At 46.9% G+C, this 22,220-nt stretch carries 20 protein-coding genes; 5 read left to right on the top strand and 15 right to left on the bottom strand.

All coding sequences use genetic code 11. The features are described from left to right. Window positions 1–131: 131 nt before the first annotated feature. Entirely contained in the window at window positions 132–764 is a 633-nt protein-coding gene (locus tag MHZ92_RS07390) for a LysE family translocator (RefSeq protein ID WP_239430959.1), read from the top strand. Window positions 765–863: 99 nt separating this feature from the next. On the opposite strand, the gene MHZ92_RS07385 is transcribed toward MHZ92_RS07390, so the two are convergent. The 7 genes from MHZ92_RS07385 to MHZ92_RS07355 all read right to left on the bottom strand — a co-directional run bounded on the left by MHZ92_RS07385 (window position 864) and on the right by MHZ92_RS07355 (window position 12,136). Beyond that, window positions 864–2,276, bottom strand: coding sequence for a Mur ligase family protein (locus MHZ92_RS07385; protein WP_239431246.1), 1,413 nt, complete (start codon window positions 2,274–2,276; stop codon window positions 864–866). Between the two features lie 367 nt (window positions 2,277–2,643). Then, entirely contained in the window at window positions 2,644–6,822 is a 4,179-nt protein-coding gene (locus tag MHZ92_RS07380; RefSeq protein WP_239430958.1) for a S8 family serine peptidase, read from the bottom strand. A gap of 647 nt (window positions 6,823–7,469) precedes the next feature. Continuing rightward, on the bottom strand, window positions 7,470–8,603 hold the full coding sequence (locus MHZ92_RS07375) for a polysaccharide deacetylase (RefSeq protein ID WP_239430957.1): 1,134 nt from the start codon (window positions 8,601–8,603) through the stop codon (window positions 7,470–7,472). A gap of 313 nt (window positions 8,604–8,916) precedes the next feature. Continuing rightward, window positions 8,917–10,188, bottom strand: coding sequence for an HlyD family secretion protein (locus MHZ92_RS07370; protein WP_239430956.1), 1,272 nt, complete (start codon window positions 10,186–10,188; stop codon window positions 8,917–8,919). Next, window positions 10,189–10,845 (bottom strand): hypothetical protein, encoded by a 657-nt coding sequence (locus tag MHZ92_RS07365; protein WP_239430955.1) that lies wholly within the window; start codon window positions 10,843–10,845, stop codon window positions 10,189–10,191. Between the two features lie 448 nt (window positions 10,846–11,293). Further along, complete coding sequence (locus tag MHZ92_RS07360) at window positions 11,294–11,737, bottom strand: transcriptional regulator (RefSeq protein ID WP_239430954.1); 444 nt, start codon at window positions 11,735–11,737, stop codon at window positions 11,294–11,296. Window positions 11,738–11,824: 87 nt separating this feature from the next. After that, entirely contained in the window at window positions 11,825–12,136 is a 312-nt protein-coding gene (locus MHZ92_RS07355) for a hypothetical protein (RefSeq protein ID WP_239430953.1), read from the bottom strand. Window positions 12,137–12,256: 120 nt separating this feature from the next. On the opposite strand from MHZ92_RS07355, the gene MHZ92_RS07350 reads away from it, so the two are divergent. Next, window positions 12,257–13,828 carry a hypothetical protein gene (locus MHZ92_RS07350; protein ID WP_239430952.1) on the top strand — a complete coding sequence of 524 codons (1,572 nt, stop codon included), beginning with the start codon at window positions 12,257–12,259 and terminating at the stop codon, window positions 13,826–13,828. Next, on the top strand, window positions 13,825–16,569 hold the full coding sequence (locus MHZ92_RS07345) for a DEAD/DEAH box helicase (RefSeq protein ID WP_239430951.1): 2,745 nt from the start codon (window positions 13,825–13,827) through the stop codon (window positions 16,567–16,569). Before MHZ92_RS07350 ends, MHZ92_RS07345 begins: the two co-directional genes overlap by 4 nt. Window positions 16,570–16,610: 41 nt before the next feature. On the opposite strand, the gene MHZ92_RS07340 is transcribed toward MHZ92_RS07345, so the two are convergent. Both MHZ92_RS07340 and MHZ92_RS07335 read right to left on the bottom strand, forming a co-directional pair. Continuing rightward, window positions 16,611–16,772 (bottom strand): hypothetical protein, encoded by a 162-nt coding sequence (locus MHZ92_RS07340; RefSeq protein ID WP_239430950.1) that lies wholly within the window; start codon window positions 16,770–16,772, stop codon window positions 16,611–16,613. Between the two features lie 283 nt (window positions 16,773–17,055). After that, window positions 17,056–17,514: a single-stranded DNA-binding protein gene (locus MHZ92_RS07335; protein ID WP_239430949.1), complete on the bottom strand. Its 459-nt coding sequence runs from the start codon at window positions 17,512–17,514 to the stop codon at window positions 17,056–17,058. A gap of 243 nt (window positions 17,515–17,757) precedes the next feature. Between MHZ92_RS07335 and MHZ92_RS07330 the strand changes: the two genes are divergently transcribed. Then, window positions 17,758–18,207, top strand: a complete 450-nt coding sequence (locus MHZ92_RS07330) for a YwpF-like family protein (RefSeq protein ID WP_239431245.1) — start codon at window positions 17,758–17,760, stop codon at window positions 18,205–18,207. Window positions 18,208–18,494: 287 nt separating this feature from the next. Then, entirely contained in the window at window positions 18,495–18,686 is a 192-nt protein-coding gene (locus MHZ92_RS07325) for a hypothetical protein (protein WP_239430948.1), read from the top strand. Between the two features lie 9 nt (window positions 18,687–18,695). Here MHZ92_RS07325 and MHZ92_RS07320 read toward each other — a convergent pair whose 3' ends face one another. From MHZ92_RS07320 to MHZ92_RS07295, 6 genes are all read right to left on the bottom strand, one after another. Continuing rightward, on the bottom strand, window positions 18,696–19,049 hold the full coding sequence (locus MHZ92_RS07320; RefSeq protein WP_239430947.1) for a hypothetical protein: 354 nt from the start codon (window positions 19,047–19,049) through the stop codon (window positions 18,696–18,698). A gap of 88 nt (window positions 19,050–19,137) precedes the next feature. Next, on the bottom strand, window positions 19,138–19,530 hold the full coding sequence (locus MHZ92_RS07315) for a hypothetical protein (RefSeq protein WP_239430946.1): 393 nt from the start codon (window positions 19,528–19,530) through the stop codon (window positions 19,138–19,140). 93 nt (window positions 19,531–19,623) lie between these two features. Continuing rightward, window positions 19,624–20,064 carry a 3-hydroxyacyl-ACP dehydratase FabZ gene (fabZ, locus tag MHZ92_RS07310; protein ID WP_239430945.1) on the bottom strand — a complete coding sequence of 147 codons (441 nt, stop codon included), beginning with the start codon at window positions 20,062–20,064 and terminating at the stop codon, window positions 19,624–19,626. A gap of 68 nt (window positions 20,065–20,132) precedes the next feature. Further along, window positions 20,133–20,468, bottom strand: a complete 336-nt coding sequence (locus tag MHZ92_RS07305) for a DNA-directed RNA polymerase subunit beta (protein ID WP_370644649.1) — start codon at window positions 20,466–20,468, stop codon at window positions 20,133–20,135. A 22-nt stretch (window positions 20,469–20,490) separates the two neighbouring features. Then, window positions 20,491–21,327 (bottom strand): flagellar hook-basal body protein, encoded by an 837-nt coding sequence (locus MHZ92_RS07300; RefSeq protein ID WP_239430944.1) that lies wholly within the window; start codon window positions 21,325–21,327, stop codon window positions 20,491–20,493. Between the two features lie 25 nt (window positions 21,328–21,352). Then, window positions 21,353–22,192 carry a flagellar hook-basal body protein gene (locus MHZ92_RS07295; RefSeq protein WP_239430943.1) on the bottom strand — a complete coding sequence of 280 codons (840 nt, stop codon included), beginning with the start codon at window positions 22,190–22,192 and terminating at the stop codon, window positions 21,353–21,355. Window positions 22,193–22,220: the final 28 nt, after the last annotated feature.

The raw sequence follows: 22,220 nt of genomic DNA, 5'->3' as shown, positions 1-22,220 counted from the left end.
TTATAGCCTTAGCCCGTTTGTTCAACAAGAAAATCAATCAAATAAAATTTATGTTACTAACACCATTCATATATAATACAGTGTAAGAAACACATATTCAGGCCTTATCATAATCAAAAGGAGATAATAAAATGGATAACTATTATCTGTTTGTTCTTATGTGTATTTTTCTAATTGTTTTGCCTGGACCTGATACTGTTATTATTACCAAAAATACTCTCACCGTTGAGAGAATCGGGGGTCTTAAAACAGCTTTAGGTATTTGTTGTGCCCTTCTTATCCATACTTCTGCTGCTGTATTAGGACTATCGGCAATCATTATGAAATCAGCGTTATTATTTTCTGTGTTCAAATATGTTGGTGCTGTTTACTTAATATATCTTGGTGTTAAGGTTTTATGGTCTTTAAGGAAAAAAGAAGATGTAGCAAGCGTTGAGATGAACACAAAAAGCCAGTTTGAAAACACATCTTGTTTTAAGCAAGGATTCTTTACTAATATCCTAAATCCCAAGGTTGCTGTCTTTTTCTTAACTTTTTTTCCTCAATTCGTGGACTCTGGAAGCAAAACCTTTCTACCGTTTCTTATAATGGGTATCACCTATACTGTATTGACTGCCATATGGTCTTTACTTTATGTCTACTTAATTAATCAGATTAGTGCTTTTATGAAAAAACCTAAAGCACAAAATAGTATTGAAGGAATCACAGGTACTATATTGATAGGTTTTGGTTTAAAATTAGCCCTAGAAAAGACTCATAATTAAATTGCTTTTATTTATAAGGCAAGACCCTTGATTCTTAATATCGAGGGTCTTATTTTTTCTGGAAAAACTATTAATCGTAAATACTTCAGCATTTTTTATTTACGCTTGATTATTTTTTCGTTGTATTAATTTGTTTTTCAATTTAACAATGGGTTGATTTGTAGATGAACATTTAACAAGTACTATACTGTTTTTATCTACTATCTTTGTTAATAATGATTCAACACCTTGAATATCAGGAAAAGAGTAAACCTCCCCCTTCATCCCTCTTTCTTTTGCTCGATTTGCGATCTCGGCTGCTAAAGGACCGACTGTTATCAATGTGTCAACTTCCATTTTTGCCATCAGTTCTCCAGCTTGATGGTGAAAATGGAAGTTGAGGTCACCTAATCGTTTAAAGTCACCAACTAGGACGATCTTTTTCCTTCCATTAGCTATCCCATTCAATGTTTCTAAGGCAGCCTTTAATGAGGACGGGGTTGAACTCCACGTATCATCTACAATGATATACCCACCCTCACCTATTGCACACTCAAGGTGTGATGGTAGATTTCGAAATGATAGGATGCGTTTTGCCGATTCTTCAATTCCAATTCCCATTTCATACGCTGCCGCTATTGTAGCCAGTGCATTAAGGACTTGATGTTGTCCGTATCCAGGTACATAGATACTATATTTTTTTCTCAGTATAGAAGTTTTGCTTTTTTTATGTGTTAGTACAAACTTCATTCCGTTGTTCTCATATTCAATTGTAGACGCCCTAAAAAGAGCAAAATTTTTTATTCCAAACGTTAATACCTTCCCCTTACATTTCTCAAGTCCGATTTTTTTAGTATTTTCGTCATCAGCATTCACGATGAGAGTACCATGAGGGCCTATGGCTTGAATCATTTCCGCCTTTGCTTTTAGGTACGCTTCTGGTGTTTTGCATCGATCAAGATGATAAACGCCTATATTTGTGATCATGCCAATTGTTGGCTTGTAGTATCTTGACGCAAGAAGTACATCTCCTGGTTCTCCAACTGCTGATTCAAACACGGCTGCATCTGTATTTTCATCAATGGAAAGAAGATAGGTGAGATGTTGTGCCCTTGAATTCGCTGAGCTAATTGTACCCGTTACAGTACGGTCAACGCGGAGGATATGTTTAATCATGTCCTTTGTTGTTGTTTTTCCGTTTGTTCCCGTTATAGAGACAACAGGAATGGAAAATTGATCTCTATAAAAATTAACGAAATTCCAAAATGCGCTTTCTACATCTAGAACTTTGATAATTGTACACATAGGGATGCTTTCTAATCCCGCATATAAGGTGTCTGTTACGACTGCAAAAGGAGTCAAATTGGAGAGTTTTCCCCAATTAAACTTCTTGAATTTCGTCTTATGTCGTAGGAAAACAAGTTTATTTGGACCGATTTTATCGCGATGATACGTAACATCATTCACCATGAAATCATCTGATCCTTTCAGTAGTTGTCCATTAATACATAGGCGGATCTCTTTTACAGACATTACTTTCACCTATTATTCCTCCCATAACGTGTTACGTTATTCTATGTTTAGGGAAACAATAGGGATTGTATGGGTAGCTTATATACTTGTTGGCTTTATGAAAAAAGATCTTTGTAGACGCGGAGGATAGTTGTTTACGTGAGGAGAAATGGTCGCGCTGAATGCTTTTGACAAATTAGGGAAGGTTCAGGGCAGTTATGCGTGTTTCCTGGGATTTATGCGTGAATAGCGGAGGTTATGCGCGGGAAATCGAATTTATGCGTAAGTATAGCGATTTATGCGTGGTTTCAACTGTTTATGCGTAAATACGAGCAGTTATGCGTTTTTGGTAAAGAAAAAGCCTTTCCGATCGGAAAGGCTTTTTTGTTTACTTTGGAGTAGCTACGAAGCTGCTACCGCTGTAAGTTGAGAAGTTGACTTTGCCGTTTTTGACATTGGCGTTTTTGGCAACTTCCGCTAATGTGTTCGCGTCTTTAATGCTGACTTGATTGCTGCCTGCATTGACTGGCATGTCGATATTGATCGCATGACTGACACGTGGCAGTTGTTGTTTCCCTTGACCGATTCCGTTCCAGAACGTGATTGTGTAAATATCGGAAACAGCGTTGGTTATTGCCGATGCGGCCGTTCTTCCTACTGAGATCGTGATGTCGCCGTTCAAGTTGCTAAAGACATTTTTATGAAGCGAGTAGACTGCGCCATCTTTATTGATGACTACGCCTTTACCTGAACGTACGATTGCATTCAAGACAGTAGCGTTAATTTCAATGTCAACTTCGTCTTGTAATGCAGTCAAGTCGAGAATAATATTCGATGCTTTTTTATCGTTTAGGAAGTGTGCGATACTTTCCTCCGTTACGACGTAGCTATTACCCGGATCTTGGGCAGCAGTGACTGTAACTCCGACAGTTGCTGTGAAGTCGCCGTTTGTGACGGTGATCACTGTTTCACCTGCGCCGACTGCTGTAATTGTTCCGCTGTTGACGATGGCTACGTTTTCATTGCTGGAAGCGAATGTTGACGTTGCTGTTACGTCTTCGACAGTTTGATTGCCATCTGCTGTCGTTGTTGTTTTTGTAACGATCAATTGATCCGTTTGGCCGATGTTGAGGGCGACATGGTTCTTATTGACCGCGAATGTGATTGAGTCAGGCTCGCCAGCTGTTACTTCAACTGCCACTGTTGCCGTGAAATCTTCGTATGTGACTGTGATTTCAGTTGTTCCTGCGGCGATTGCCGTGACGTTGCCGTTTTCGACAGTTGCGATTGATTCGTCTGCAGACGTGAATGTCGCGTCAGCTGTGACGTCTTTCTCTTCAGTCGTGCCATCCGCTTTTGTCGTCGTTTCCGTTACTGTCAATTGCTCCGATGCTCCGACTGCAAGAGCAAGAGTTTCGTGATTGACTGTATATTCGACTTCTTCGTCTACTTGGTCGCCAGCGTTGTAGATGATCGCTTCGGCTTTATTGCCCGCTGCGTCTTCGTACTTCACCTTGACCGAGTTGTCTTTTTTGCTCAACTCAGGAAGGTCGAATGTGAATGTTCCGTCCTGCTCGAGAGTGATTGGACCTGATGCAACAACTTCTTCATTCTTCAACACTTCGTAAGAAGCTTTCAGTTTTGTGTTGATGTTGTAGCCAAGGCCGTACCATACGAGTTCCTCTTGGTAGGCGATGTAGGCGTCATCGATTTGGCCGGTTGCTGTTTTGCCTTCGATTGCCCCTTCAATTGTACCCGCTGTTGATTTGACGACGACCGGTCCTACGAAATCACTGATAATAGGTGGGTTACCAGAAACGGTTTGCGCCGTGAAGTCGATTGTGTAGAGACCGTCCGGAATCGTTGCTGTAGCTGTTTCGCCCCACGGTGTGTATTGTCCTCCAATCCGTAACGTGTATGAGCCTGCCCCTAGTGAAGAGCCCGCGTGAAGGTAGCCTATATAGCCGTCTCCGTATACTCCACCTTCAGGGTCCATGATATCCCATAGCTCGATGAAGTTCGTTCTGACGTTGCCTGTGAGCGTGAAGGATAACACCGCTTCATCTTTCACACCGTCACCATTGAAGCTTAAATCTGTTTCAGAAATTCGCATGTTTCTTATTTCATCAGCCGCTTTCCCGCCAAAGTCAGCTGCAAATGGTAGTGATGCAGTCGTGCTGCCGCCTTCGATGTGGATGTAGCCGAGGATTTCATCGCCAGCTTTCGTGTTTGCTGCAGATGCAGTCAACGTGACGTTGAGCAATTGCTCTCCAGATAAAGTAAACGTTGGCTTGTCAATTGTGACGGTTGCATCACGGAAAGCTTTTGTCACTTGAACTCTAGCGTTATATGTGCCGCCACTGCCGTTTTCGTTTTTAACAAGAATTTGCTTTGTAACGGAAATGTTGTTAGCAAGGGATTGAGGACCGAATGTGACAGTCCCTTTCTTGTTTTCTACAGTTTGTCCATTATTGTTTGCTGTGTCGAGTGCGTATGCAAGGATTTCAGGATGCGCTGCTTGGTAAGCTTGTACGCGGCCTGCCCCTTGTGAGAATACATCGTACTTGCTCGTGTCAAGAACCTTGGCTGTGTTGGAAAGCGCGACTTTTACGTCAAAAGCATCCCAATCCGGATTCGCTTGCTTCACTAGCGCCGCGATTCCCGCAATATGTGGTGTTGCCATGGAAGTTCCTGTTTTACGCGAGTAAGCGTGTTCGTAGGTGGCATCTGGGAAGTCTGCTTTGTACATCGGAATTGTTGACATGATGTTCGTTCCCGGTGCAGTGACGTCAGGTTTGATGTCGAAGTTTGGTGTGGACGGTCCGCGTGAGCTGGAGTTGTTCACTTCGTCGCCTGCTGTCATTGTTTTATTGAAATTACCGAAAGAAATTGTGCCTTCAGCTTGTGCTAGTGCTGCACGGATAGCCTCTCCGTCCGTTTGGGACATGTCGAATGTCGGAATGAATTCGAATGAGTCACCTAGGAATGTTCCAGATGGGCCTGGTGCGCCTGTTCCACCTGCGAAATTGTGGACGATGATTGCAACTGCGCCTTTGTCTTTCGCTGCTGCGATTTTATCCACGAATGGAATTCCGCCGCGGGAGACGAGAGCGACTTTTCCGTTTACGTCAAGTCCTGCATAGTCTGCTGCTTCGCCAAGACCAGGGACTGCGACGATGCTGTATTCGCCGTTAAGCTGATCAGCGAGGTTTGCGCCGTATGTCGTACCCATTAGGTTAAGTGTCTTTGATAGGTTGTAGTTGCCGGCGTTAATGTTGACGTCGCCGAAGTAGCGTGCTTCAGGGTTCGTCGTGTTTCCGACTGCGATACCGAGGCGGGCTGTTGATGGTGTGCCCATTGTTCCGCGGTTTGGTCCGGAGTTTCCTGTTGCAACAACTGAAATTGTGCCTGCAAGCATCGCATTGTTGATGGCGAATGAGCTAGCGTCTGTTTCAGTGTTGGAGCCGCCGCCAAGAGATAGGTTGATGACGTCCATTTCTTGTTGGACTGCGTAGTCGATCGCCGCGATGATGCCTGATGTGGATCCGCTGCCGTATGCGCCAAGTACGCGGTATGCGTAAAGGTCGACTTTCGGAGCGATCCCTTTAATGCCGTATTCATTGTTTCCGATAGCTGCAATAGTTCCCGCTACGTGAGTACCGTGAGATGTGTAGAAGGAGCTTCCACCCGCGTTGAATTCAGGTCGGTGTGACGGGCGTTCTACTGGTGATGTTTCGGATGCGTCGTCGTCAGCACGTGGGCGAGTGTAGTCGTTGCCAGTGTGCGGGACGAAGTTTTTGCCGCCTTTGTAGATGCCTTGGAAGTCAGGGTGATCAGCGTCGATGCCTGTGTCGAGGACAGCGACTTTAATGCCTTGTCCTTCATAGCCTTCCGCCCATAGAGCTTCGATTCCGAGGAAGTCGATGCTAGTGTCCATGGCAATGTCGACTTGTCCATCCGACTTACCAGGTTTGTTAAGGGTTTCGGATGCGTTTACAATTGTATCCGGCTCAACGAGTGTAACGCCTGTTACTTCGAGAAGCTTCGGAAGGTCGTCTGCTTTGACAGTTCCGGATATTCCGTTGAGGACCGTGTCATACGAGAAGCCTTCGTTGAATTGGATGCCTTTGATAGCCATTTCTTTTTTGACCATTGATTGCTGGTTGCGCACTTTTTGTTTTACTTGCTGCGCTTGGCTGTGCGTCAATGCTTTGCCGTTCATTTTTTGGATTCCTTTTTCGAGTCCAACTGATTTTTCGGATAGATGAATGATGACTGGAACTTGTTGGTTCCCTGTTACGTTTTGGAGCTCGTCATGCAGTTTCGCTTCGCCCCCGAGCAAGTTGAGCTGTTCGGCGATGGCCGCTTTTTGCTGCATGATGCTTTCGTCAGCGAGGTTTTCTTTGAAAGGCTTCGCTGCTACAGTTGTTTGGTTAGCTGTTTCCGACATTTCCGCTGCACCGGCTGGATCCGTGTTGGCGGAAGCAGAGAATGGTGTGAGCATGGAAAGCACGAGAAGCAATGCTAGGAATGTGCTGAACAGCTTTGTGTATTTAGGATTCTTCAATATAACTATTCCCCCTTATAGATTAGTAGATTCAAGATAGCATAGTGTGATTTGTTTGAAAATAGGGTTTGGTGGCATAAAGAGCCACATTTCAGAAAAATCGTTCCAACGGTATGGGTATTTTTGGATGCGTGTAGTTCCGAAGTTGCGTGGATAAAGCAATAATTATGAGGATTTAGCTAAGTTGCTTGTTCGGGTATTTTAGTATGGTTTTTTGGTAGTTTTCTGGTCATGTGCTAGTTAGTGCGGGTTATCAGTTTTGCGTTACGCGTGAGAAATTTGGTTTATGCGTGAGTATAGCGAGTTATGCGTAAGTATCTGGATTTATGCAATTTTACTGCCATTTATGCGTGAGTTTTTAGATTTATGCGTGTTTCGCGGTTGTTATGCGTGATTGGTATGTTGCTAGTCGCGCTGAATGCTTTTGACCAATTAAGGGTTTGGTTTTATGCTTGGTTGCTGCCGGTTATGCGTAAGTCTAGCGATTTATGCGTAGTTGCTGTGATTTATGCGCGAGTTTAGTGATTTATGCGTATCTGCTGCTGTTTATGCGCAGGTTACAGGATTTATGCGTAGTTCGCGGGTGATGTGCGTGATTGGGATGATTCCGATCGCGCTGAATGGTGTTGACCATTCAAGGGTTTTGTTCAGAGCAGTGGGTCGCGGAGGAAGTTCTGGGTAATGTGCTTGTCGGGTTCGTACGTCTTAAACGTATAGCCCTCTTTTTGTAGCCACTCGATGATCTTTGGAAGGGCGATGGTCGTTTGGCTGCGGTCGTGAAGGAGGATGATGATGTCCTTGTCGCCGGATTTGGTCGCTTTTGTCACGCCGTCCTGGACGTTTTTCACAATTTGGTCTGCCTGCTTGTCCGTGTAACGCCAGTCATTCGAATCGACGTTCCAGTCCCACATTTTAAATCCATTGTCCCTCAGGCTTTTTTGCATGCTTTCCGTGACGAGCGGCTTGCTGCCGTATGGGACGCGTACGAGATATGCGGTTTCTCCTGTCAGTTCCTTGATGATGTCCGCGCCGCCTTTCATTTCTGCGATGAACGATTCTGTCGATCCGTAGACGAGTGCCCTATTGTGCGTCATGCTATGCGAGCCGATATAATGCCCGCTCGTTGAAACCGTCTTGACGATAGATTCGTTCTGTTTCATGTGATTGCCCAAAAAGAAGAATGTGGCGGGTACTTTATATTTTTCAAGCGTTGCGTGATTGATTAATGTGAATTGATTCGGACCATCATCGAACGTCAAATAGACGGTCGCTTTTTTCGTCGTTGACACGGGTTGCTCGCCCGCAGCATATGCCTTGATCACTTCTTCAAACGCTTTATGGCTTATATGATTAAATTCGTTACGATAAATGCGGATTGTATGATACTGCTGAAAATATTCAAACTGAAAGCCTGTCTCCCGGGCAATATATTTTACGCTTATGAAGAGTTCGCCATCGATGGAGGCGATCGGTTCCCACGGCTGATCCAGCCCATCCAATGTCGTGGCTCCTGTAGAATGATTAAATATAATTTCCTTGCCGCTTTTTCGGATTGTCGTTGTCCCGTCTTTTGTGTAGACCGGCACATATAAATATTTCGCGATGTCTTTGAGTGGAACTTTCGTATCGCCATCGATGACCCGGATGTCTTCGATCGGCAAGATGCGGTCGTGAAGCCCGATATACCGCTTCCCGCTTTCGTTTGACGCCTCCGCTTTTCCTACTCCTACGAATAAAGTGCAAATGATCGTTATACAAAAGAGCCAAATCCATTTCTGCATCTGTTTCTCCGTCTCCTCCCGTGATTATCCGATTTCTTAACTATATTGATAGTGGGACATGTCTAGAATCAGATTTTGAGGGATTTTTGTTTTGAGACGTGGAAGAGTGATAGGGATGAGGTTTATTCCTTGGTATGAATGGTTTCACCGGGAGGTAAAAAGTCCTAAAATGAGCAAAAGGTGTGGAAAGTCGCGCAAATGGTGGCTATACTCGCGCATAACTACTCCGAACTCGCGCAAAAGTGAAGCGAACTCGAGCATAATGGCCAACGACTCACGCATAACTCAAAAAAACCGCCTAAGTGGCGGTTTTTCATTCGACGAAGCCGTATTTCAAATAGTTCTTCCAGCCGAATGTTCTCCAGTCGCTTCTCGGTGGGAGATCGAGCGGGAGCGGGAGGAAGACGTTTGGTACGTTGTATTCGTCAATGTTTTCATTATAGATGGCGACGTCACCGGTTGTCAGGCCTTCCGTGATGACGGCGCGGTGATTTACGGTGAAGGGTACTGTTACGCCGGTTTTTATAGCGCGGCCTTGCTCGTCCAGTTTCCAGGCAAAGGCGCTTTCTTTCACGTATGATTCGAGCCAATTGATTTTGATCGAAACGGCTTCCGCTTCGTTCACGATGATGGATGCGTTGACATTCGCGCCGAATGGCAAGTTGTCTAGCTCTTCAACAGGCATGATTGTGATTTCATATAGATCGAGCGGATTTTTCCGGATTGTAGGATCGAGCCTGTCATACGCTTCGCTCCATCTGCTATCTGTAGCGGGAACTTCCGATATGGAATGGACCGCACCTTCAATGATCGAGTCCAAATGATTATTTTGGATACGGACAGCATCGCCGGGTTCGATTTTTTGCCATTCATCGAGTTGTACGAATGTCGTAACGAGTTTGACGTCGTTAAAAATGTCAGCGGCGAGTGTGAAGCCGTATTTGTTCACTATTGAAACTGTTCCGTCGACAGGGCTAAGCAATGCTGGCCGGGTGGCATCTTGGGCAAGCTGCGTTTGGATTACGGTAAGTTGCTTATCGATTTCCGATAGTTCCCTTTCCGCTTCGGCGATTGCTTGCGCAAACGCTCCGTCTTCGTGCACATCGACTTGGACGTCGACCGTTAGTTCAATGTCGGAGTCGCCAGGTGTTTCAGTCGTATTGACATGGGCCGAGTTGTTCCGGGCGCTTCCCCTTTCCGATTCGAGAGTCGCGATCGTTGATTCAATTTTCTCTCGCTGTTCAAGAAGACCTTCTTCCTCCGCTTCCCATGCCGCGAGTTGGCTCTCTGCGCGTTCAGTTTCTAGCAACGCGATTTCATTCCCAACTTGCACTCGATCGCCTTCCTTCACGAGCCATGAAGAGATGGTTTCATCGTCTCCGACATAGACGGTATAGATTTGTTCGGGCGAGATAAGTCCTTCTTTTGGAATTTCCTCTTCGTAATAGTCTTTAATCATGCGTTCATATTGATGGACATATATTGATTTTGGAACCGTGCTTCTTGGTGAGAAGAGCAGGTGGACGTTCAGCGCGATGAAGAGGCTGATGATGATGGCGACGGTGATGCTCATTCGTTTATTCATCTAAAATCCACCTCCGAAAAGTGAATTGAGGATGGAATCGAACGGGATGTATGCGATTGCGGCTGTAACAAGGGCCATTGCGACATGCAGTCCGATCAATATCCAAAGATGCTCTCTCCATTTGCCGTCCACAACAAATGCGCGGATGAACCGGTATTGCAATGTGATAATGAGTGCACTAGTGATTGATAATTGATTCATGAAGAGGATCAAATACCAATTTTCCATGACCGTGACGGCGAGCGGGCCAAATGATAGGAATGAGAGGCTCACGGTGGCGCCTTTTATTGCAAAGACGATGAACAGTAGCGCTTTTTCCATTAGCAGTACGCCCGTGACAAGCAGCTGCAGTGGAACGAGCTTGCGGTATGGGATTTTTGTCAGCGTTGATAGGATCAACGCGACTCCAAATAGATGGAATGCTATGTATAGGATTGACCATATGACTGTACCTGCAAGGGACGCGTATCTTGCGATTATGTAATCTGTCGTCGTCATTGTAGTTAGTAATGATGTCAGTCCTTCCGTGCCCATACCCCAAATTTCTCTAAGGGCGAAAAGGACGATGCCTGTTAGGAATACGATGAGCAGCCGTTTGTTGAAGTACCGCATCGTTGCGGTTTGGAGCTGTGACGCGAGTTCATTTGGCCTCGTCAAAAAGTGCCAAAATCGGTAGTCAAAGAACATGGCGACAATCCTTTCTACGAATATTTTACGGACCTGTATATATAACTGTATCAAATCTCGCTAATTATTCAATTTTTAGTAGACAATTGAAGTATGAATATCGGAAAATTTGGCCAGTCTAGGAGAAAGTGTTGTTCCCTACCTTGCCTCATTTCCCGGGAAATCGACAAAGGAGCGGATTTTGATGAATCAAGACGATAAACACCGGTTCACTTTGCAGGATTTCTTGTTCGGGTTGACCGGTTCTACAGTTTTCGTTATTGCTTTGCACTTTTTTACGAGTTGAAGGGTCTCTAGCAAGTTAGTTAGCAAGCTTTGTATACCCTATTAGTCTCGTATTAAACCGAATTCACATAAAAATAAAAACACTCATCGTTTTTCGGGACGATAAGTGTTTTTTTACGATTTGATTTTCAATTTAGTGCATTCCTTCCGTCAGTTGAGTGAATAGGGTTCGGTTGTTTGTTTCGAGTGCGTAGTCGATCATGCGCTCGCGGTTGTCAGCTTCAATTTCTTTCATCAGCTCCTCTGCTTCCTGGATGACGTCTTCGGGTATTTCAAGTTGTAAGTTCAATGTTCCTTCAAGGATTGACGATAGATGCAGATGAAGGTCTGAGATGAGCAGCAGCTGGTAGAGCGGCAATCGGATATAGCGGCTGCCGCGCTGGAAGACGAACACTTCGCCGAGGTTTTCGACTTGCAGGCTCTTGACGTTGACGACGATTTCTTTCCCTTCAGAAGGGACGAATTGGTATACTTCACCGCCTTTTATAATAGAGAAATATTGATACGCAAACACGAGACGTAGACGGAAGTCCTCTTGGCTAGTAAAAAAAGGCGTCATACGCTGAACTGAAAGCATTTTTATCCCTCCGTTATTGAATATTCCGATTATTATTATTCTATCACAACTCTTTCTATTTTGTGAATGATTTGTTTTCTATCCTATTCAGTGACGCTTGAAATGATGATTCTTCTTCTGAGATGGCCGTTTCAGAAGAAATGACATTTCCCGCGGCTCGAATTCGATTCCGTTTTCCTTCAGGTTCTGAATGAATTGGACGTCGCCGACCTTCAACACTGTCAGTTCATCGAATTCATAATCAGCGATGATCACTTCATGATCCGCTGTGACAAATGTCTCCGGCAGACTGAACCCGATGACCTCCTCTTCGAACATCTTGCCCCAAGTTTCGCTCTTCTTATGTAATACGTGACGTATTGTGTATAGCCAAGGAATATGAAGTACTAATTCTTCCAATTTAGATCCCCCATCTTTATTTTAATAGTAGTAGTTTTTCTTTCTCTAAACGATTTCATTTACGGTTGTGGCTCAAAAGCATTATAATGAAGGGAATGCTTTATTTTAGGGAGTGAGCCGATGCGCATGTCAGTGGAACGATTTTCGTATTTGCATGAGCGTGAAATAGATGAATGGATGAATCTGATTAAGCTTTCTTTCCGTCCCGATGTGCCGGAAGATGTCGAGCAGATCCGGAAGGCTGTTTCGCTCGTCCGTAAAAGTGCGATTCACGACGTTCGGTTGTCATCGGATATGACGATGATCGAGGCGACGGTGAATGATGGCGACGCGAACGTTCGACTGGCCCCGCCGTCGGTTGCAACTTGCACTTGCGACGAGGACGATTGGTGTGTCCATAAGATGACGGTCGTCTTTCATCTTTATTCACAGTTCCATTCGATGACGGAATGGCTGCATGTTTGGCAACGGAGAGAGGCTGAACAGATGGCATTGACTATTTCGGAACGGACGCCTGAAGCTTGGAACGACGTGTTGTACAGGCTGACGATGCCGCTTCGGAAAATCGAAGCCGGTGACAGTCCGAATGTGTTTATCCATGAAAGCTCGTTAATGGACCAAAAAGTGATTCCGTTATCCCCTTTCGAGTGGGAATGGAAGCCGCTGTTCGAACTGTTTTACAGGTTGCATCTGTTGGAAGCGGGCTGGCCGTATGCACGTGTGCACCTCGAAGAGGCAAACCATTTTACGTACCGGCAATGGCAAGTGAAAATGTGGGTCAATGAACAGATCGATAAATTACGCGATATCGGCAAGTCGCTCGGCAAGACGCCGCGGCTATTCGAGACGGATGCGTTTTACACAGCGCTGAAAACACAAGTCCGTGAATTCGTTTCGAAGAGTGCAGGGCTGTTTGAAGTGCGTCTCCAAATATACGCAATCATGTGGGAGTTCCTGTACAAGGACAAGGCTTCCCAAGAGAAAGAGCTCGCGCTTCTATTAGACGGTGATTCGGTCGATGCCGCCTTCTTCGCCGCGTACTTCAATTTGACGAAGGGCGATGACAAGACGTTAGCGGAAATTGCGGAACGGACGGGCGGCGAACTTGTCGGTCATTGGCTACCGCTCGCTGACCGGGCGGCGGAAATGGAAGACATCAATTCCCTTTCCATCATTTTGGAGACGATCTATCCTTATATCGGTAAGTTTTTCGAACAATTGACATTTTCGAACGACCGGTACCATTTCATCCGGAAAATTGACGGCTTGCTAGAAGAGGCCGATTTTCCGGAAAAGCAGCGCGAAGAGCTGTTTATGATCTACGGGGAAGACGGCGTCAGCGCGTTTGGCGATTTCCTCATCGAGCGGGAGCGATTTGCCGAGTGGGCGGCGCTCATGCACCGGTTTAATATTCCGTATGACGGCATTGAACCGGATACGTTGAAATTCGTCCTCGCGAATGACCCGGCCTCGGTCATGCCGCTGCTTCATACGTACGCGATGCGGTTCATCCAAGAGAAGAACCGACATAGTTACCGCCGCGCCGTGCGATTGTTCAAGAGCATGAAAGCGGGCGCGAAAAAGAGCGGCAAGGCGGATTTTTGGAATCGGTATATCGACACTGTTCGCGAGCAATATAGACGGCTCCGTGCGTTGTCGGAAGAAATGGAAAAGGGGAATTTGAATTTATGACGAAAATGGGTACGTTACATTCACTTTTCCAATTGGCGATTGAGCGTGACGAAGGTGGAAAATATACGGTAACCGCGACGGATGCATCGGGACGGGCGGTTCCACCGGATCGACTTTCCTCTTTCCTGTTTTTCAATAATGAACAGACGTTATACGGCTTGTTGGCAGAGACGGATGAAGATGGCGTCCATTTGAAAACGAATGAGTTTCTTCAAGTGTTCGCGGGCAATCCGCACCCATTCGCGACGTTTACCGGGCAGACGACAAATGATGAAGCTCATTTATCGGCGTTACGAGAAGCGGCCCGTTTATGGGGTGAACCCGATTTCTGGCAGCATGCGGAGATGGACGCAGGGATGATCCGATTCGACGAGGAGAAAATCGGGATTACCTCCCTTTCTTCGATGATTTTGCATGATGCGATTCGCGAAAAAATCGAAGCTTCGGCAATGCGGCTCGATCAGTTGCCTGCGCTTTTGCCGCATTTGCGCAAGTTCGGATGGCCAGGAGAATCGGTTTCGACAATGCCGATTCGTGTCGCTTTTCGTCTCACTGAGCCGGATGACGAGGCAGATACGGAATGGCTGCTCGAGACGGTCGTAGTCAGTGAACGCGGGACGCATTGGACGCCTGCTGTCCGGAAAGCGAATGCGGAAATTGGTGATGCGCTTCCTGCAAAATGGAAAGTTTACGCTGATGAAATCCGCGAGAAGCAGTCCGAGATGGTGTCTTTTCTCCGTTCGGTCGAGGTGGATGCTGGAAACCGGTTTTTGTCGGTCGTCATGACGGATCCGGAAGTGCGGACGTTCATTCAGGAAGATTTACCTGTGTTCCAGTCGTTCGGGTATCCTGTCATTTTGCCGGCGTGGCTGAAATCGGTGACGGAGTCAAGGATGCGGGTGCGGACGAGTGCGAGTGTCCAGTCGTATCGCTCGGCGGCAGGTCTTGACGAGGTCCTTTCGTTTGATTGGAATTTCTCGCTCGCCGGGAAGGAGATTGATCAGGATTCGTTCCGAAAGCTTGTCGATGAAAATCGCGAGTATATTCGCTCGGGCGATGAGTGGTTCCATATCGATCCTCTTTGGCTGAAGCGGATCCGCGAGCTGATGGAGCAGGCGGATGCGGGCGAGTGGACGGTGAAGGATCTCTTGTTTCAGGAAATTCCCGAGGAGATCATTCCGGTCGCTGACGATGACAGTGCGGACGATCCCCTTCTTGCATTTTCGATGCAGCAGTCGTTGCGTGATTACGTCGAAATGGTTTCGAATAAGCATGGCCTTCCGGAGGCGGGTATACCTGAAGGGCTTCAGGCGGAGCTCCGTCCGTATCAAGTCGACGGCTATAATTGGCTCGTCTTCATGCGGGAGCATCATTTTGGCGCGTGCTTGGCGGATGATATGGGGCTCGGGAAGACGGTGCAGCTTATTACGTATTTGTTGAATGTGCATGCGCGTCCAGCGACGGATTCCCCATCGTTGATCATTTGTCCTACGAGTGTACTCGGCAACTGGCAGAAGGAGCTTGAACGGTTTGCGCCGTCGCTTGCGGTTCATACACATTATGGGCCGGGGCGTGCGCGGGAAGATGAGTTCGACGAGCTGTTGAAAACTGTAAAACCGGATGTCATTTTGACGACGTACGGTACGGTGACGCAGGACGACGAGACATTGAAAGACACTGTATTCGCGAGTATTGCGCTCGATGAAGCGCAAAATATTAAAAACATGCAGACGAAGCAGTCACGGGCAATCCGGAAGTTGCATGGCGACCATCAGATTGCGTTGACGGGAACGCCGATCGAGAACCGGTTATCGGAGCTATGGGCAATTTTCGATTTCATTCATAAAGGATATTTCGGAAGTTTCCGGACGTTCACAGAGCAGTTCATCATTCCGATCGAGCGGGATGATGCGGAGCTTGAGAAGCGCAAACTGCGGGCGAAAATCCGTCCGTTCTTGCTGCGACGAACGAAGAATGATCCCGATTTGCAGCTGAATTTGCCGAAGAAGCTCGAGCAGAATGAATATTGTCCGTTGACGACGGAGCAAGCTGCACTTTACGAAAGTTTCATCGAAGATACGAAGTACAAGCTTGAGACGTTGACCGGCTTTGAACGTAAAGGGCTCATTTTGAAAATGTTGAGCCGTTTGAAGCAGCTTTGCAATCATCCATCGCTGTTTTTGAAAGAACCGTATGGGCCTGCCGATCAAATGTTGGAGCGGTCGGTGAAGTTGAATCGAATTGTGTCGATGGCAGCGGATATTGCATCGAATGGCGAGCAATGTTTGATTTTCACGCAGTATATTGGAATGGGCCAATTGATCCGCCAATGTTTGAGCGAGTTGCACGATATCGATGTGCCGTTTTTATCGGGCAGCATGCCGAAGGGGCAGCGCGATCATTTAGTCGAAGCATTCCAGGCTGGCGAATTCCCAGTTTTCATCCTGTCTCTGAAAGCGGGCGGAACCGGGTTGAATTTGACGGCGGCGAATCATGTGTTGCACGCGGACCGCTGGTGGAATCCGGCAGTTGAGAATCAGGCGACGGACCGGGCGTACCGGATCGGCCAGACGAAGTTCGTGCATGTCCATAAGTTTGTAACCGTCGGGACGATTGAAGAGAAGATCGATAAGATGCTCGTTGAGAAAGCGGCTCTTTCCGCGGATCTGATCCAATCGAGTCAATGGCTGACGGAGTTGTCCGATACGGAATTGGATGACCTTTTATCATTTAAAAGATAGTGTATAACCTCGGTTTCGTTTTCGGAACCGGGGTTTTTCGTTCATGTCCGTTGTGATGCGCGCCGGATATGTATAGGGATGACTTTTCGTTCGAGTTCCTTTTCTTCCAATTCTTTGAGTCGCTCATTCATGGCGGCGATGATGCGGATGAGTTGCCCGACTTGCAGTTCCATGCGGATCAGCTGTTGCTCGAATTGTTCCAAGTAGTTCCCTCCTTTTTGATTGGGATAATGCGGCGGGAGCGGTCCCCGCCGCATTTTTCGGCCAAGATCATCATTCGGCCTACGCAGCAAACATTGCCGTAGCAATGTCCCCCTTTTGGATATGGAAGGATCCCCACCCTTCGCTATCCTCATGACCTTTTTGCTTATTCCGTTCTCGTCGTAGATTTTTTCATTTCACTATTCTATTTAGTTTTGTGTACCCGAACTTTTCTAGCGGCCCTCCTTTCCTTTTCCCCTGCCCCCTATGTACCATCTGTGATGTTCAAAAGATCGGCAGTCCCTCTTTTTCGTCTTGCGGCAGATGGAAGTTCGAGGTGATCCTCTCTTGTTCTTTCTCGCTTTCCTCGCCGCCACTACGTTGCACATTGTCTTCAGGCTCTCCGTACAAGTTGTCGTTCTCTCTCCGTTTCGTCGACAGGAATCGAATTTCTTCGCCGATTACTTCGGTAACGAAGACGCGGCTTTTGTCTTCCCGTTCGTATGTCCGTGATTGGATTCGCCCGCCAACACCAATTAAAGATCCTTTTCCACAATGCTTCGCCGTGTTCTGCGCAACTTTTCCCCACGCGGTGCATAGGATGAAGTCGGCATCCACTTCGCCATGCTGGTTTTTGAATTTACGGTTGACGGCCAGAATGAAGCTCGTTTGCAGCCTTCCTTCTGAAAGCCTTCTTAAAATTGGATCCTTCGTGATGCGCCCTACGAGTGCAACTTGGTTCACATTTCCCCCTCCTTTCTTCCTGTGGTACGTTCATCATAGGACGGATTGAAATTACTTGCAAATTGCCAAAATTTGATTTTCAAGCGGTTTTGTTAGGTATTTTCGTTTCGAAATTTAGGAAACCGCATGTTCAATAGGGTTTGGAAGTTTTCATTTATTCGAGATAATTCGAGCTTGGCTGTTTCTGAAGTTTTTTTCACGCGTATGGTATACTTGATGCAAAAAGTGAGCGGGGTGGCGTATTTGAAAACTTTTAAAATGATTTCTGTCGGTATTTTGGTAGACGATAAAATACTAGATTTCCCACTAATCGATGGTATTATTATCAATCAGGAGAATAGCCACCGGATGTGGATTCTCGAGCTTTTCATTGATCAACAGTACGAGAAGCAGTTTGAAGATTGGAAGGCGTCGGAGGAGTTATTGGAAGCGAGCGTCGTCATTTCGTATCCAGAAAACGAGCCTGCGGGATTCCGAGTGGCGGTCGACACCGTACAGCGGATCGGGGAAAACATTTCTGTTTTGTTGAAAGGCCGGTTGAAGCGCGCTCGCACGCAGTATGCGGAGCATTTATTGGAGGAATTGATTACGGAAGGATTGAGCGGCGAGGCGCTGCTGCGACGATTCGAGTCGGATATGCGCGAGCGTCCGCGGTTGAAGAAGGATCGGGAGGAACGTGAGAGACGGGAATAGCGTGAAGTGTGAGTGTGGGAGCTGCCTTTGAGGGCGGCTTTTTTTATGCGTGAGTTTTGGGATTTATGCGGATTTGTGGCAGGTTATGCGTGGATTTCGCGATTTATGCGGATTTGTGGCGGGTTATGCGCAAGTTTCCCGATTTATGCGGTTCTGCGGCGGGTTATGCGTGAGTTCTGCGATTTATGCGGTTCTGCGGCGGGTTATGCGTGAGTTGCTGGATTTTTTTGCGTGTTTCGCGGCTGTTTTCTGTGAGGGGTGTTGTCGCTGGTCGCGCTGGATGGTTTTTGACCATTCAAGGGTTTGCTTTTATGCGTTATGGCTACGGTATGCGCGTGTACGGCGGGTTATGGGTAGATTTCGCGGTTTATGCGGTTTTAAGGTTTTTGCACTGGTATGCGGGAAGCCGGGATAACCCTGCTTCTCTATGGCGCGATTCCCCAAAAGAAAAACCGCCGGGGGGTGGCGGTTTTCTTTAAGGCTTGCGGTTAGCGGTTGTTGTTATTGTTCCCGTTGCGGTTGTTTTCTTCGATGATGATTCTTTCACCATTCGGTCTAGTTCTTTCATCGATGATGATTTCGTCGTTGTTTCCGTTCCGGTTGCCATCATTGATGATTCCGTCGTTGTCAACATTGTTCCCATTACGACCGTTGTTGATGCCATCCATGTCCGGTCCTGCGCCGTTATTGACACGTGGCGTATTGTCCCGATCTAGGTTTTCCATCGGCGTCTCGTTGTTGTTCGGGACGTTGTTTCTGTTGTTGTCGTTGTTATCATTGTTAGCACATGCTGTCAATGTAAGTCCGGCTACAAGTACGAACGGTATCGCTTTTTTGAACATAAGAATTCCCTCCTTTCCACAAGCCTGTATCATACAAATCGTATGATACTTGTAGGTTGGCTAAAAAGGAGGGAACTATCCATACTTTTTATTGTTCTTTTTCGAGGCGTTCTTTCAGCAGGTTTTCGACAAATACGGCTTCGGCTTTGCAGTCGTACGTGAGATGCGTATCGAGTTTTTCCTGCATCATTTGGATATTGGCGATTTGCTCTTCAGAAGGCGGCTCGCTGATGATACGCTGGATGACTTCATTGATTCGCTGGGCGAGGTCTTCATGGAATTTCGGATCCCGTTTCATGTCATCTGGAATTTTTGTGTACCAGAGTGCTTTCGTCGTGATGTATTCGCGCCATGAATCGATGAAGTCTTCGATGTCGTACAGCTCTTCGTCCCAAGCGATGTCCGTCATGTATTGCTCGAACGTTTGGGTGATGGAGCGTGTGATGCTGCTTTTTATATTTGGAGAAAGATCATTGTACATAATTAGTTGGTACCTCCCACTCTAACGTGCGTGTGCGGATGGAGCAAGCACACTGCACTTCTCATTGTAGCTGACATTTTAGACGTGCGCAAATTAATTTGAAGGTGCTTTGGGTCCTAGGGCGAATGTGATTTCTGTTTCGCAGGCGATTTCTCCATCAACCGTCGCTACTGCTTTCCCTTTCCCGATTGAGCCGCGCATTCTTGTAATTTCAACTTCGAGTTTCAGTTGGTCCCCTGGGACGACTTGGCGTTTGAATCTACAGTTGTCGATCCCTGCAAAAAATGCGAGGCGGCCGCGGTTCTCTTCTTTTTGAAGGATGGCGACGGCGCCGACTTGAGCAAGCGCTTCGACGATCAAGACGCCCGGCATGACCGGGTAGCCCGGAAAGTGACCGTTGAAAAAGTCTTCGTTGATGGTGACGTTTTTCAGGCCAACGACCCGTTTCCCCTCTTCGATTTCAGTAATCCGATCCACTAATAGGAAAGGATAGCGATGGGGAATGATTTCTTGAATTTGTTCTGCGTTTAACATTTCCTTAATCCTCCCGACAATGTATGTATTTATCGTACCTACTTAGGCAAAATGAAATGAAAGAGCCGTTATGACTCTTTCCCATTTATGATATCGAGTATATGGGTCCATGTTTCTTTTTTTAGGACATCGGCGGGCTGGCCGTCGCCAATATAGCCGTAGCCGACAATGGCGCCAAGGATTGCGGCGCCCGTGAGTAACAGAAGGACGAGCACGACCCGCAACCATATTGGCAGCAGGCGGATTTGGACCCAAATGCGCCGCTTTTCGCTCTCATCCTCTTTGACGGACTTCTGCTTCTTTTGTTGACTGCGTGCCACGCGAGATGCGACGATTTGCCGCTCTGTCGTGTCTTTTTGTTTCATATGGTCCCATTGAGGATGTTTCTGTTTTTCATCTATCATATCGGATTCTCCCTAGCACGGCTTATCGAATGTTATTGATCAAGCCTAACATTTGATCGGCGAGCGTGACTGTCCGCGCGTTGAATTGGTACGAACGTTGGACATTGATCAGGTCTGTCATCTCTTTTTCGTAATTGACGTTCGATGCTTCGAGTTTTTGATTTTCCATACCGATGCGGTTCCGTTCAGCGCCGTTCATTTCCGTCAGGATGTCTCCGGCATTTACGCCGAGCTCAGCCAAATTAGCAGGCAATCCTAGCAATGTTGCGGAAAGGCGGCTCATCAAATTCGGGCGTTCGAGTGTCGTGACACCCATCTCGATCCGCTGTACGGCACCGTCGTTATGCGTCACTTCAAGGATGCCTTCAGGAAGCATATTGTACTGCTTGACGCTGTCGGCAAACAGTATCGGCTGTCCTGCACTATTTGCAACTGGATACCCATCCCCATTGACGAGCATCAGATTGCCGCCTTCAACTGGCGAAACGTAAAAATTTCCTGCACGTGTGTACACCGTTTGTTCCCCATCGTCTCCGGGCATAATGATGTTGAAGTACTGCTTCGGTTCAGTCAATGCAAAGTCGAGTTCGCGCCCTGTCATTTGGAGCGAACCGACTGTCCAGTTCATTTTCGCTGGGCCAAGCATGGCACCTACTCCGTAACGGATGCCTGCGGGAGACTGGCGTTGTACAGTATCTGCTTTGTCGTTGTTGAATTGTTGGTACAGCATCTCATGAAAATTGGCTTCACTCGATTTATACCCGTTTGTCGCCGAATTTGCAAGGTTATTGCCGATTATATCAAATTGGCTTTGCAATTGGTTCATTGTGTTCACTGCCGTTGTCATCGATCGTATCATTCGTTTCGGCCCCTTTCAAAACGCATCATCCGTTGACACGCCCAATTTCGTTCACAGCTTTTTCCATGCTCCGGTCATATGCTTGAAGGATTTTTTGATTCGCTTCGAATGCACGGTACGCGGCGAGCATGTCCGTCATCGTCTTGCCCGCGTCAACATTTGAGCCTTCCAAATAGCCTTGTTGGAATGAATAGCCGACCCCAGCGACTCCTTGCGCTTCAGGCAAGTTGCCGGCATTGCTCGTAAATAGGCCGTTTCCTTGCTTCAAGAGGGTGCCGGGCTGTTCCGCGAATGAAACACCGAGAGTGGCAACTGCAACTCCGTTTTGCATAATGATTCCAGCGTCCGAAATGCTGAAATCGTCATTTTGCAATTGGATCCGCTGCCCTTGAGTATCTAGTACATAATACCCCATCGGATTCGTTAAGAAACCTGAAGCATCGAGTGTAAAATTACCGTTTCTAGTATAAACTTCATTCCCGTTGCCATTTTCAAGGCGGAAAAAGACGGCTCCCGGTTCACCGGTTTCCGGATTCGTCGGCAAGTTGCCGTCGAGTAGTGCGACGTCTGTCGTCATGCCAGTTTCGCGTAACGTTCCTTGCGTGAAGAGTGGCATTGTTTCTTGCATGTAGACCCCTGTCGAAAGTGCCCCGACTGGAGACAAGCCGTTCAGCTGAATGCCTTTTTCAGTTGGAATGCGTTGCGCATGCAAGCTTGACATGAACATTTCCGGGAATGAACGGATGCTTGACTGTTCAGCTTTGAAGCCCGGCGTATTGGCATTCGCAATATTATTTGCGAGCATTTCCGTTCTGCGCTGCTGCGCGATCATGCCTGAGCCGACTGTGTAAAATCCACGGAACATGAGGGATCCGCCTCCTGACTATTGGTGT

It is taken from the genome of Sporosarcina sp. ACRSL (assembly GCF_022346605.1).
Lineage (GTDB): Bacteria > Bacillota > Bacilli > Bacillales_A > Planococcaceae > Sporosarcina.
The sequence above is the reverse complement of the archived record's forward strand: the minus strand, read 5'-3'. Positions and strand labels throughout refer to the sequence as shown.